The following is a 12,774-nucleotide window of genomic DNA, read 5'->3' as shown; positions in this document are numbered from 1 at the left end:
ACCTGCCGGAGCAATCCGGCAGTTTTTTATTATTACAAAGAAAAAAATTGCGGTTGCGTCAAAATAACCAGTACGCCTTTTTTCAATGTTGCCTATGTTAGACAGTGAGGGGATGTTTGCGGCTTGCACATTGATTTTACAGGCTGTTTAAATTTTTCAATGAAGTTATACCGAACCATGCATGATGGAGCTTCTGCTTCGGATAGGAAATACTGCGGTGTCGCAAAGTGTATCGCCTTTAGCCCCGTTTAAACATAAAGCTTTTCGTTCTTTATGGACCGCAACGCTTGCATCTAACTTGGGCGGGCTGATCCAGACGGTGGGCGCAGGCTGGATGATGACCACCATTGCGCAATCCTCCAATATGGTGGCGCTGGTGCAGGCTTCCACCACTTTGCCGGTGATGTTCTTTTCTCTGTTTGCCGGTGCGCTGGCCGATAATTTTGATCGCCGCCGTATCATGCTGATTGCACAGTTCATGATGCTGCTGGTATCACTGATGCTGGCGATTTTCGGCTATATGGGCTGGCTCACACCATGGCTGTTGCTGAGCTTCACCTTTCTGATCGGTTGTGGCGGCGCTCTGCACAACCCGTCATGGCAAGCCTCGATGGGCGATATTGTACCGCGCTCCGATTTGCCGGGGGCGGTGGCACTCAACAGCATGAGCTTCAATGCCATGCGCAGTATCGGCCCCGCCATTGGTGGTTTTATCGTGGCTGTTGCCGGTGCGGCTTTTGCGTTTATTATCAATGCTGTCAGCTATATTCCGCTGATTATTGCATTGCTGCGCTGGAAGCCGCAGGTTGTAAAATCTACACTACCGCGTGAGACATTCGGTCGTGCCGTTTCTGCCGGATTGCGCTATGTTTCAATGTCGCCAAACCTGATTAAGGTGATGTTTCGCGGCTTCCTGTTCGGTCTGTCGGCGATAGTTGTGCTGGCACTGCTGCCGCTGGTCGCCCGTGATTTGGTGCAGGGGACTGCGCTGACCTATGGTATTATGCTTGGCGCTTTTGGCCTTGGTGCGATTGCCGGTGCTTTCACTTCCGGTGAGCTGCGCGAGAAATTTGCCAATGAAACGATCGTCCGTGGTGCATTTATTGCCTTTGGTATCAGTGTTTATCTGCTGTCCTATAGCCACTCGGTTATTTTAAGCTGCTTGTTGCTGTTGCCTGCCGGTGCTTCATGGGTGCTGGCCTTGTCGCTGTTCAATGTTACCGTGCAATTGTCCACGCCGCGTTGGGTGGTGGGACGCGCATTGGCACTTTATCAGACCGCTACATTTGGTGGCATGGCGGCTGGCAGCTGGCTATGGGGCACCGTGGCAGATGGCTATGGCCCTGAAACAGCACTGAGTGTTGCAGCTTTCACGCTGGTTGGCGGTGCGCTGGTCGGGCTGGTCTTTAAGCTACCGGAATTTGACAAGCTCAATCTTGATCCGCTCAACTCATTTGCCGAGCCGGAGCTGCGTCTGGACATTCGTCCGCGCAGTGGCCCGATTATGGTGATGGTGGATTATCATATTGAGCAGCCGAATGTGCATGCCTTTCTGGAAGCAATGGCTGCCCGTCGGCGCATCCGCATCCGCGATGGTGCAAAACAATGGGCATTGCTGCGCGATCTGGAAAATCCCGATATCTGGACAGAAACCTATCATGTGCCGACATGGGTGGAATATGTGCGCCATAATCAGCGCCGCACCTATGCGGATGCTGCCGTATCAGAGAAATTGCTGTCACTGCATAAAGGGCCGGAAAAGCCGCGTGTCCATCGCATGATCGAGCGCCAGACCGTACCCTTGCATGATGATATGCCATTGAAACCGCATATTGAAATCACCTGATTTTCTTTTCATAGAAAATCTTTAAACGCTGGTCTGTTTGATGCAGACCGACGTTTTGTATTTCAGGCGCATTTATGTGGCCGGAATGAAATATTCTATGGCCTCATGACAGAATGACGCCAGCATGTTAAAACTGTACAAAATAACTCATGTTTTAGCGCCAATCACAGGCGTATAATTTATGAGGCAGAGTATGCAGATTGATATTCAGGATTTTCCGCTGGTGCGGATGGATTATTCTGGTGAAGGCAATCAGACAATTGAAGAGACATTGCAGATTTTTGAGCAATGTTTGCAGCGCAAACAAGCATTTGTGTTTCTCGCAGGTGGTGCGGATTTCGACAAGGATCCGGGTGATAGCGTTGCCGACCGTCGCGTTGTCTCTTTGTGGATGAAGCAGCACAAAGCCGATTTACGCGATTATGTGAAGGCGATGTATTATGTGGAGCCAAGCTCGGTAAAGCGGCTGGCTGCAAAAGCTTTCTCAGTGATTTACGGCAAGTTCTGGGGGCATCCGATGATTGTCATGCAGAGCAATGACGAGGCGGTTCAGCAGGCACATATGCTGCTGGAGCAGTCATCAGAGTAACGGTGGTTTCATGTTTTTTACAACGAGTTTTCCTGATTATGCATTACCGGATCAGATTAATCGTCCGGTCGTTGTGATGGGATTGTCGATGGTAGTGGATGGCTGGGAGTTCCCGCGTCACTCCCATCGTAAAGCGCAGCTTTTATTCAGTGCCAGCGGCGTGGTGACGGTTGAAACGGATAGTGGTGTCTGGGTTGTGCCGCCGCAATGTGCGGTCTGGATACCGGGTGCTCTGCCGCATAAGGCCAGAAGTACCGGAGAAGTGCGTGGTTTTGGCCTGTTTGTCGAGCCGGATATTATGAATGGTTTGCCGGATGTTTGTTGCAGTGTTTCCGTCTCGCCTTTGTTACAAAGCCTGCTGGAGAAGGCTGCTGGTTTTGATGAATATTACGATGAAGACGGTGCTGAAGGCAGACTGATCCGTGTGCTGCTGGACGAGCTGGTAGCTGCGCCACTGGAACAGTTGCACTTGCCGATACCGGCGGATAATCGTTTGCGTAAACTGACGGATATGTTGCTGGATGATCCTGCGAGCCACGCAACGCTGGAGGTGTGGGCGCATCGTATCGGCATGAGTGAACGCAGCCTGAGCCGCTTGTTCAGCCATGAGACCGGTATGAGTGTCGGGCGCTGGCGCAGACAGCTGCATGTGATTACCGGTGTGCAATTGCTCACACAGGGGCGGTCTATTCAATCAGTTGCATTTGATCTGGGTTATGAAAGCGCAGGTGCATTTGTGACAATGTTCCGTAAAGCTGTCGGCACACCGCCGGGGCGCTTTCTGGCTGAGCGCCGTGCTTCCTGGAACTTATTTCGCGGAGCGGTTTTGCAATAAAGTGAGGGCATTTCCAATAGCGTTAAATATTGGAAATGCCCTGATTTTTAATGTTATGTCCAGAAATAACGGATCAGATGAAAGAACACCGGTGCTGCAAAAACCAGACTGTCAGCACGATCCATCATGCCGCCATGGCCTTCAATCATATGCCCCCAGTCTTTAACGCCACGATCGCGCTTGATCGCGGAAGCGACCAGACCCCCGAAGAAGCCCATAATACAGGCAATGGCTGCAAGACCGCCTGCCTGTAGCGGCGAGAAGGGTGTGAGCCAAGACAGCGCTGCGCCGAGCAGAGAGGCGCTGGCCACGCCACCGATCAGACCTTCCCATGTTTTGGATGGTGAGACCTTAGGTGAGATACGGTGTTTGCCAAATAATTTTCCGAAGATGAATTGCAGCACATCGCAGCCTTGCACCACAGCTATCAGAAAAGCGATCAGCAGCATTTGTCGGCCTTCAAAACCCTCAATATGCAATGTGGCCAGCGCAGGCACATGGCTGATGCAATAGACCGAGAGCATGATGCCCCATTGCTGCTCGGAAATACGCTCGAGAAACCGGCTGGTATTACCCCAAAGCGCTGTCAGCACCGACATGGCGAGAAACACATAAACGGGAATAAAAATGGAATAGAGCCCGTACCATTCCACCCAGACCAGATAATATTGCACCGGAATGACAATCAGAAAGGCACCAAGCAGCAGCCAGTGATCGCTGCGATGCGTATGGGTGAGGGTCACATATTCCCGAAGTGCTGCGAATGAGACCACACCAAACAGAATAACCACACCGGCTTTACCAAACAGAAAAGCAATGGTGATCGCGGCGATCATGATCCACCAGGCACGGATACGCGCATTGATATTGCTGAGTGTGGAGGGAAGTGGTTTGGGACTGCGCCAGCTGATCAATGCGGCTGCAAGACTTGCCACAGATAATAATGCGATAAGCCCGATCAGGAGAAGATTGGTTTCTTCGCTCACTTCATTCTCCCTGAGGTTGCGGGCTGAGGGTTAGCAATGCGGATTGAGCGCGGTGTAAAAAAGCCTTGCGCTCTTCGTCCGGTTGCAATTGCAGCGGGGTGCCGAAAATCACACGGCATAATAATGGCACCGGCAAAAATGTACCTTTTGGTAAGACACGGGACATATTCTCAATCCAGCAAGGCACCAACTCCACATCCGGCCGCGCTTTGGCGAGATGATAAAGACCGGCGCGAAAACGCAGCAGCGGTTCTTCCGTCATGTTGCGGGTACCTTCAGGGAAAAAGATCAGCGATTGGCCGCTGTCGATTGCACGTAACATCACCAGTAACGGGTCTTCACTGCGTTCGATCCAGTTGCGTTCCACCAGCACAGTGCCGAGCAGCCGCGTGGCAATAAACCGGCGCAAAGGATTGCCGTTCCAATAATCCGCACCGGCAACGGCACGGGTTCGCGCCCGCTCGCCCATTGGCAGCGATGAGGACAGCAGAATGAAATCGCCGTGGCTGGTGTGATTGGCAAAATAAATACGCTGTTTACGTGAGGGGACAGTGCCGCTCCAAATCGGCCGGACACCGGTAATGGCACGGGAGAAAAAGGCCAGCACCATACCGGAGAAAATCTGTAATAGTGAATGTGTGTCCGGATCAGCCATGAATGATTGTCGTTTTTATTTGCTACCCAATAATTATTGCAAGTAACAGAATAAAAGCTGTTTCCGCAATCATTTCTTGGTTTGGGGACAATCCGGTATTTTACTGATGGTCTGCATAAAGGCGCACCGGTCTGCCGGTTTGACGGATCAGTTCTTCCGCTTTTTGACGATCCGTGACTTGACCGCTTTCAACCAGCCAGCGGGCAATGAGATTGGCACTGCGCTGATAGCCCAATGCGCAACAGATCAATGTCGGGCGTGGTGCATCATGAATGGCATTTGTGGCAGCGTGTAGAGTGGCAAAATCCGGCTTGGCGAGATCCATGAGAGGAAAAGCCTGCCAATGGGCTCTGCTGTTGCACGGTGCAATACATTCTGCCGTCATATCAATGATGCAAGCATAGTTCTGTGTTTCTGAGTGTTTCGGGAAACGTCCGAGATAGAGGTCTTCAGTGATCCTGACCGCAGGCGGTTCGCGCCATGTCCATACGATACGATTGAGTCTGAAAAATACACGTAGCGGTAAGAACAGCCAGAAAGACGCAAGGCTCACAGAACCGTCACGGCGTTTCTGAAAGAATTTTGTACCGCCACCGCTATAGGCCAAACCAAGTAACAGCAAAGCCAAGGCAGGCCAAAGCAGCAGCAGGATCGTCGGATGTTGTCCGTTCAATGTGAGGGCAAAGAGCAGCAAACCTGCGCCGCCGTAAATAGCGGCAAGCTGCAAGGCTTTGCGGTCGCGGGTGATACGATAATCCTGCCATGGGACAACACCTTCACGGGGAAACAGCCACAAAGCGAACAATCCGAGCAAAGCACCGGCCGGAACATCAATGAAATGATGCTGCCATGTGGTGAGAACGGACAGAGCAATCAACAAACACCAACCATGCCAGATCATGCGCCAAAACACTGGCATTCTGCCGCGCAGATGATCCCAGATGATAATTGTCAAGGCGATATGCAGGGAAGGCGCCTGATTATATGGCTGGTCGAAATTGCCGAGCATGGCGAATAACCAGCCGGAAAGGCCGGTTGTTACAGGCTTCTGCCATGTGATGGTCAGCGGAAAAGCGATGAAACAGACAAAGGCAATGCATTGCGCCGTGAGATAGCGGCCGACCAGCCGGTCTTGTGCTTGTTTGCCGGTAGCGGCCAAAACTGCGACAGCATAAAACAGATTGAGCGACCAATAGGGGATGATAGTCCAACCCCAGAACGGGATTTGCTTTTCCCAATCAAAGACAATCTCCGGCACTGCAACGCGCTGCGATGCCAGCCAGTTCGCCAGTCCGTAAGTCGCATAAAACAGCGGGGCGAGAAGCAGCAGCAAGTATATGCCCCGCCGGATCAATGCCGGATCTGTTTTATGCACTTGCGACTGAAGCTGCATTATTGCTCAATACGTTGCGCCAGAGACACGGTGAAAATGCCCCACTGGTCGATACGCTGTTCAATCTTGCGGAAACCTGCGGCCTCGACCAGCTGATCCATCTCATTTTGCGTGCGGCGGCGCATCACCCATGCCTGTCCGCCACGGTGAGACGTGAGCGCACGGGCGATCATTTCCAGCTGCGGATGCCAAGGTTGATTAGTGTAGATCAGATAGCCACCGCTCGGCACGGCTTGTGCCAGTCCTTGCAGCGATTTTGCGATTTGATCATTATCGGCAAATAATTCATACAGGCCGGAGACAATTGCCAGATTGGGCGCTGTTTCTGTATCTTTGCCGAGTGCCGCAAGTGCCTGTCCGTCGAAAGCATCACCTTCATGGAACTCGGCTTTACCTGTGAGATTACGCTCTGCGATTAACTGACGACCAGCCAGCACATTGATCGGAGAATAATCCTGCAAGCGCACTGAGGCAATTTCATCATCTTTGGTGGTGAGTGCATCCAGCACATAGCGTCCGTGACCGGCAGCAATGTCGAGAATGCGTGCCGGTTTGCCGTCATCCTGCAAACGGGTAACAGCCTGCCGGATCAGTTCTTCCAGATGAAGTTTACGTTGGCGGATGCCGCGCCAGCCAATGGCGTTGAGGAAGGTCTTGTCAGTATAGCGGCCACCGGGGCCTAAGCCCTTCACCTCATTACGGTAGACATAATCAAGAGTGGAGCCGGAATCGAAACCGGTGCGGATGCCGGTTTTCAACCCTTCCGAGAACAGCGCGCCGATACGGATAGAAGCACGGGTCATACCCCAATAGAAGCCGCGCGGACTGGTAATGGACAGAGGGGTAGCCAGACGGTCTGCCTCATCACGGGTATAGCCCTGAATATGGGCATTGAGCAGCGCGCTTTGTTGCGGTGCTTTGGCAAATTGCTGCTCAATGAAAGGCCGGATTTTTGCAAAAACCAAGGCACGGTCACGCTCGCCTAATGTGTCGTGATAGAAGCCCTTGAGCACATGACGCTCTTTAACAGGGCCTGCGAGATTTTCGTAAAAACGGTGTTGCGGTGTATCGCGCACCACCCAGTCACGACCGGAAATCAGCACCTGTGTCGGTGTGGTGATTGCACGGGCATCGCGGACAATGCGTACAGCATTCTCATAGAGTTCCAGCAGAATATTGGAAGCAATCGGGCGGGTAATCAGCGGGTCATTTTCAAAGGATTCAATCCGCTCTTTGTCATGGGTCAGAAAACGGGCTTTGACATAGGAGTTGACGAAGAATGTGCCTTTGAGCTTCTGCCAGAGCCAGATGCCTTCTTTGGCCAGCGGTACATAGAGTTTAACGTCAAAAGCCGGTGCAGCCAGTACCATGGCGCGGATCGGCGGTGCATAATCATGCACCCATGTGGCACCGATAACCGCGCCCACACTTTGTGCAATCAGCGCCATATCCTGTAAAGCGAAACCGTCTGTCTCGGTAATATGACGGGCAAAGCAATCCAGATCGCGTACAGTTGTGGCAAAGGATGGCGAATAACCGCGCTGCCCTTGGGTGAGACCATGACCGCGAGCGTCCCATGCGTAAAAGCTGTAATTATCCAGCCCCAGCTCATCAACAATATGCGCTACACGGCCGCTATGTTCGTGCCCGCGATGCAGCAGAATGATAGCGCCTTCGGGCTTTTCACTCAAAGCAGGCCAGTGACGAAAAAAGATTTCCTGCCGGTCATGGCTGATAAAATGCCGCTCAGTGCAATCGCGTTTTACCGAAGTCATAGGCCTGTCTTTCATAGAGCGTGGAATGAATATGCGTATTGTCCCGCTATTTATTGTAAGTCATTTAGACTAAACGATGTTTAAGAAAAATGATTTTGCAGTGAGAGATATCGTGTCTGTTTATCAGCTTAAGAGCCGCTTTCAGGATTTATTGCGCCCGCTGACCCGCCGGTTGGCGCAATGCGGGATCACTGCCAATCAGGTAACGGTTACAGCAATGCTGATCTCTGTACTGGTCGGTGTCTGGTTAGTGATCGCTGATAATAAAGCATGGTTTTGGCTTGTTCCCATATGGCTGTTTGTCCGCATGGCGATGAATGCCATCGACGGGATGCTGGCGCGGGAATTTAACCAGCAAAGCGCCTTGGGCGCTTATCTCAACGAGCTTGGCGATCTGGTTTCTGATACGGCACTATTTATGCCGTTTCTCTGGATTGCGCCATTTCAACCGCATTGGATGGGGCTGATTATTGTGCTGGCCTTGCTCACGGAATTTGTCGGATTGCTGGGCTTAAGTGTCGGCGCGTCAAGACGTTATGACGGGCCGATGGGCAAGAGTGACCGAGCGCTGCTGTTCGGCATTTTGGGTGGCTGGCTGGCCGTTGATGGTTTCCTGCCACAATGGATGATCTGGTTGCAGCCGCTGCTTATCGTGTTGTTATTGTGGACGATTTTCAACCGTATTCGCAGAGGCTTAGCAGAGGCCGCAAAGAGCTGAGTTTCAGCCCTGTTTCTTGCGCCAGTCTCGCAGCCGGTTAATAGCGGTCTCCAGCGTGTCGAGCTTTTTGGCGAAGCAAAAACGCACATGGCTGGTGATATTGCGCTCTGAATAGAAAGACGAAACCGGCACCGGTGTGACTCCAGCCTCGCGGGTGAGACGCTGGCTAAAGGCCAGATCATCACCATCCTTGTCGAGATCGTTGATATCAGCGACTGCGAAATATGTAGCAGGAGCGGTGGCCATGCTAAAACCGGCTTCACGCAGACCGGCATCGAGATAATCGCGGCGTTTGGTTAGTTCATCACGCAGACCGGTGAAATAATTGTCCGGCAGGTTGAGGCCAACCGCTACGGCGGCTTGCAATGCCGGTGGTGTGGTGAAGGTCATATATTGATGGACGCGGGAGATCACTTTCAACAATTGCGCATCGGCGGTGATATAGCCAACCTTCCAGCCGGTGAGTGAAAAGCTCTTACCTGCCGATCCGATCCGCACAACACGGTTGCGAATTTCCGGCAGTGAAAACAGGGAGATATGCTGATTGTCATCGAAAGTCAGATGCTCATAAACTTCATCGGCGATGATGGTGAGATTATGTTTTAGAGCCAGCTCCGCGATGAAACTCAGTTCCTCGCGGGAAAAAACCTTGCCGATCGGGTTCATCGGATTATTGACGACAATCAGGCGCGTGCGCGGGGTGATTGCATCGCTCAGTGCCTGTAAGGGTAATTCCCAATGGGGTGGTGACAGGCGCACCGGCACAACCACACCACCAGCACGGCGGATCACCGGACTGTAGGAATCATAGGCCGGTTCCAGTACAATCACTTCATCGCCGGAGTTAATCAGTGCAAAGAAACTGGCGGCCAGCGCTTCGGTCGCGCCGGAAGTGACAAGTACTTCTGTTTCCCAATCGGCCTCAATATTGAAGAACCGGCGGGCATTACCAGCCACGGCCTGACGCAGGGCGGGAAGACCGAGCATCGGCGGATATTGATGCGAACCACTATGCAGAGCATCGGTTGCAGCTGCAATCAGTTCCTGCGGTTCCAGCCCTTCGGGAAACCCCTGACCGAGATTAATGGCACCGGTTTCTGCGGCCAGTCGCGACATGATTTCAAAGACAGATATGCCGGATGATGCGAAAACCGGATTGACCATGATAATCCCCTTAGAGCATCGGACCGAAAAGTGTTTTCGTTTTTCGGACGATTCCGATGCTAATCAAAGTTAGTTTTCCGCACTATAGAGTTCTGTTTTTAAACAGGAAAGCAGACAACAGCAGGAAAAACAGAACTGTCCGGCTTTGTTTTCTCTCAGATGTGGTTTCCTGAGAATATTATTTCAACGCTGAAACGTCAGGCGCAGAGATTGCGGTTTTTGAGCTTTACCACATGCTCGTCTACGGCGCTGACGATGGATTGCACGAATTCAGCCCCCAATGCGCCGCGACGCAGATCTTCCGGTTGCCAGACATTGACATTATAGGGAATGGAATGACGGATTGGCCGGATCAGCAGGTTTTCGCCCTCAAAGGCCAATGCGCTGAGCGGATTAATCACCGAGATGCCGATGCCTGCGGCCACCAGCGAGCTGATGGAGGAGGCAGTCGTTGCCTCGATCGTCAGCTTGCGGTTGATACCAGCATTATTAAACCATTGATCAACCTGACGGCGGTAGTAATCTTCATCGGCATAATAAATGAAATTATGGCCGGAGAATTGTTCAATATCGAGCATGTCATAGTCTGCCAGCGGATGGCCCGCAGGCATAATGCATAACAGATCGCCGGTGTAGATTTCCCGTGTGGCCGAGGCACTGAGATTAATATTGCCCTCAACCATACCGACATCAAAAAACTTGCTGAGCAGGTCGCGGGTCAGCGCGCTTTCTTCCAGCGAGTGAATTTTAACGGAGGCCTGCGGATGTTGATTGAGAAACAATTTGGTAGCCTGCGGAATAATCGCATGGGCATAGGCAGGCAGACAGGCAACGGACACACGCTGTAAATTATCGCCGCGAATAGCGCGTGCGGTGCGCGCGATTTCTTCAATACTCACAAATGAGCGCTGCACAATCACATTGAGCGCTGCCGCCTGTTGTGTCGGCTTCAGGCGGCGGTTATCGCGGTGGAATAGTGTGAAACCGAGCGTCGCTTCGAGATCTTTCAGCTCACGGCTGATGGTCGGCTGGGAGGAACCGAGATGATCAGCCGTTTCGGTGACATTCAGCGTCTGCATCAGCGATTGAAAAATTTCCAGCTGGCGATGGGTCAGACGCATGAATTTTCCCCTTTTAGAATGACGGCTTATTCGCAGATATAAAGCATATCGAAAATGAATAATAAAGGAATTATTATGAATTTGACCGCAGGAAGGCGTCTGCTAGTTTGGCAATAGAGCGGTTTCAGTTAATGTTGAATCGTTGAAACCGCTCTATTTTTTGTTTTTACGCGCATTTTACCCCGAAAACCGTCCACATTTTTCGGAATGCGCTCTAGTAATGATAGAGCGGTTTGCCAGCAGGATTCCGCTTTGAATGTTTGAGGGTAGAATGACCACTGAGTTCTCACGTCCGCATGTCGCGCATTTCGGTTATAAAAATGGTGTTTTAACTGTTGAAAATGTTGCTGTTTCTGCGATTGCGGAAAAATATGGAACGCCGTTTTATGTTTATTCTGCCACTGCGGTACGTGAACGTGTGGCGCAATTGCGTGCGGCGCTGGATGGTCTGAATGTACAGGTCTGCTATGCGGTAAAAGCCAATAATAACTTGTCACTGCTGTCTCTTCTGGTTGAAGAAGGCTGCGGCATGGATATCGTGTCGGGCGGTGAAATGCACCGTGCACTGGCAGCCGGTTCGCCTGCAAATAAAATCGTGTTCTCAGGCGTTGGTAAAACCGATGAGGAAATTGCTGCGGCTTTGACAGCCGGTGTGCATCAGCTGAACATTGAATCCATTGAAGAACTGGATGCGATTTCCCGCGTTGCACTCAAGCTGAAAAAAGTAGCGACTGTTGTGCTGCGCATCAATCCTGATGTGGATGCACTGACTCATCCGAAGATCACCACCGGCACCAGCAAGAATAAATTCGGTATTGCCTATGCTGATGCGCTGAACACCTATGCAGTGGCTTCTGCGCGCAAAGAAATCAATGTGGTTGGCATTGCCGTTCATATCGGTTCGCAGATTACCGATGTTACGCCGTTCCGTCAGACTTTTGAGCGTCTGGCACAGCTGACGAAAGCAATCCGCGCCAAAGGCCTGACAATTTCCCGTCTCGATCTTGGTGGTGGTCTCGGTGTGTCCTATGACGGTTCCGCCGGTATGGATGTTGATGCCTATGCTCAGACATTGCGTGAAACGCTCGGCGATATTGATTGCGAACTGACCATGGAACCGGGTCGCTTCATCATTGCGGAAGCCGGTGCGCTGGTGACCAAAGTGCTCTATGGCAAAAATCAGGGCAATGCCAAATTCTCCATCGTTGATGCAGCGATGAATGATCTGATGCGTCCGGCACTTTATGATGCCGTGCATCCGGTCTGGCCGGTGCGCGAACCGGCAGCAGATGCAGAGACCCTGCCGGTTAATCTGGTTGGTCCTGTTTGTGAAAGCTCGGATACATTTGGTGAATTTGACCGCTTGCCAGCGCTGGAGCGTGGCGATCTGGTGATGCTCGGCGTGGCCGGTGCCTATGGTGCAACAATGTCATCCACCTACAATGCGCGTCCGCTTATTCAGGAAGTGCTGGTTCAGGGCGATACATTCAAGCTGGTACGCCGTCAGTGGACGGTTGAAGATGCATTGATGCTTGAGCGCGATCTTTGATCGCGCCAGAGAACACAGGATGTGCGTGATCTTTGATCGCGCCAGAAAGCAGATGATGTGCGTGATCTTTGATCGCGCCAGAGGAATAGCAAGCGCGCGATCTTTAAGGTCGCGCTCTTAAATCAAGGGAACGGTTGGGAGGC

At 51.9% G+C, this 12,774-nt stretch carries 11 protein-coding genes; 5 read left to right on the top strand and 6 right to left on the bottom strand.

The window, feature by feature from the left end; genetic code table 11:
• Positions 1 to 217: 217 nt before the first annotated feature.
• From QUF18_RS17950 to QUF18_RS17940, 3 genes are all read left to right on the top strand, one after another.
• Positions 218 to 1,846 (top strand): MFS transporter, encoded by a 1,629-nt coding sequence (locus tag QUF18_RS17950; RefSeq protein WP_289388669.1) that lies wholly within the window; start codon positions 218 to 220, stop codon positions 1,844 to 1,846.
• 181 nt (positions 1,847 to 2,027) lie between these two features.
• Positions 2,028 to 2,435 carry a hypothetical protein gene (locus QUF18_RS17945; protein WP_289388650.1) on the top strand — a complete coding sequence of 136 codons (408 nt, stop codon included), beginning with the start codon at positions 2,028 to 2,030 and terminating at the stop codon, positions 2,433 to 2,435.
• 10 nt (positions 2,436 to 2,445) lie between these two features.
• A complete protein-coding gene (locus tag QUF18_RS17940) occupies positions 2,446 to 3,270 on the top strand; it encodes an AraC family transcriptional regulator (protein ID WP_289388649.1) in 825 nt (274 codons plus the stop codon).
• A 53-nt stretch (positions 3,271 to 3,323) separates the two neighbouring features.
• Here the strand turns inward: QUF18_RS17940 and QUF18_RS17935 are convergent, their stop codons facing one another.
• The 4 genes from QUF18_RS17935 to QUF18_RS17920 form a co-directional block, all read right to left on the bottom strand.
• Complete coding sequence (locus tag QUF18_RS17935; RefSeq protein WP_289388648.1) at positions 3,324 to 4,256, bottom strand: phosphatidate cytidylyltransferase; 933 nt, start codon at positions 4,254 to 4,256, stop codon at positions 3,324 to 3,326.
• 1 nt (position 4,257) lies between these two features.
• Entirely contained in the window at positions 4,258 to 4,911 is a 654-nt protein-coding gene (locus QUF18_RS17930; protein ID WP_289388647.1) for a lysophospholipid acyltransferase family protein, read from the bottom strand.
• Between the two features lie 100 nt (positions 4,912 to 5,011).
• Positions 5,012 to 6,304: a phosphatase PAP2/dual specificity phosphatase family protein gene (locus QUF18_RS17925; RefSeq protein ID WP_289388645.1), complete on the bottom strand. Its 1,293-nt coding sequence runs from the start codon at positions 6,302 to 6,304 to the stop codon at positions 5,012 to 5,014.
• The gene (locus QUF18_RS17920; protein ID WP_289388643.1) at positions 6,304 to 8,079 is read right to left on the bottom strand and encodes a bifunctional alpha/beta hydrolase/class I SAM-dependent methyltransferase; all 1,776 of its coding nucleotides are present in this window, start codon (positions 8,077 to 8,079) and stop codon (positions 6,304 to 6,306) included. The genes QUF18_RS17925 and QUF18_RS17920 overlap by 1 nt, the downstream gene beginning before the upstream one ends.
• A 112-nt stretch (positions 8,080 to 8,191) precedes the next feature.
• Between QUF18_RS17920 and QUF18_RS17915 the strand changes: the two genes are divergently transcribed.
• A complete protein-coding gene (locus tag QUF18_RS17915) occupies positions 8,192 to 8,797 on the top strand; it encodes a CDP-alcohol phosphatidyltransferase family protein (RefSeq protein ID WP_289388642.1) in 606 nt (201 codons plus the stop codon).
• A gap of 3 nt (positions 8,798 to 8,800) precedes the next feature.
• On the opposite strand, the gene QUF18_RS17910 is transcribed toward QUF18_RS17915, so the two are convergent.
• A complete protein-coding gene (locus QUF18_RS17910) occupies positions 8,801 to 9,961 on the bottom strand; it encodes an aminotransferase (RefSeq protein ID WP_289388640.1) in 1,161 nt (386 codons plus the stop codon).
• Between the two features lie 197 nt (positions 9,962 to 10,158).
• Entirely contained in the window at positions 10,159 to 11,082 is a 924-nt protein-coding gene (locus QUF18_RS17905) for a LysR substrate-binding domain-containing protein (protein ID WP_289388639.1), read from the bottom strand.
• 256 nt (positions 11,083 to 11,338) lie between these two features.
• Between QUF18_RS17905 and lysA the strand changes: the two genes are divergently transcribed.
• Entirely contained in the window at positions 11,339 to 12,631 is a 1,293-nt protein-coding gene (gene lysA, locus QUF18_RS17900) for a diaminopimelate decarboxylase (RefSeq protein ID WP_289388638.1), read from the top strand.
• Positions 12,632 to 12,774: the final 143 nt, after the last annotated feature.

The sequence above is a fragment of the Pseudochrobactrum kiredjianiae genome, assembly GCF_030362795.1.
Taxonomy (GTDB): domain Bacteria; phylum Pseudomonadota; class Alphaproteobacteria; order Rhizobiales; family Rhizobiaceae; genus Pseudochrobactrum; species Pseudochrobactrum kiredjianiae.
Note: the sequence above shows the minus strand (reverse complement) of the source record. Positions and strands in the feature narration are given on the sequence as shown.

Coding starts and splice junctions, on each gene's coding strand:
- QUF18_RS17920 (WP_289388643.1), bottom strand. CDS start 8,079: ATGACTTCGGTAAAACGCGATTGCACTGAGCGGCATTTTATCAGCCAT.
- QUF18_RS17925 (WP_289388645.1), bottom strand. CDS start 6,304: ATGCAGCTTCAGTCGCAAGTGCATAAAACAGATCCGGCATTGATCCGG.
- QUF18_RS17945 (WP_289388650.1), top strand. CDS start 2,028: ATGAGGCAGAGTATGCAGATTGATATTCAGGATTTTCCGCTGGTGCGG.
- QUF18_RS17905 (WP_289388639.1), bottom strand. CDS start 11,082: ATGCGTCTGACCCATCGCCAGCTGGAAATTTTTCAATCGCTGATGCAG.
- QUF18_RS17940 (WP_289388649.1), top strand. CDS start 2,446: ATGTTTTTTACAACGAGTTTTCCTGATTATGCATTACCGGATCAGATT.
- QUF18_RS17930 (WP_289388647.1), bottom strand. CDS start 4,911: ATGGCTGATCCGGACACACATTCACTATTACAGATTTTCTCCGGTATG.
- QUF18_RS17910 (WP_289388640.1), bottom strand. CDS start 9,961: ATGGTCAATCCGGTTTTCGCATCATCCGGCATATCTGTCTTTGAAATC.
- lysA (WP_289388638.1), top strand. CDS start 11,339: ATGTTTGAGGGTAGAATGACCACTGAGTTCTCACGTCCGCATGTCGCG.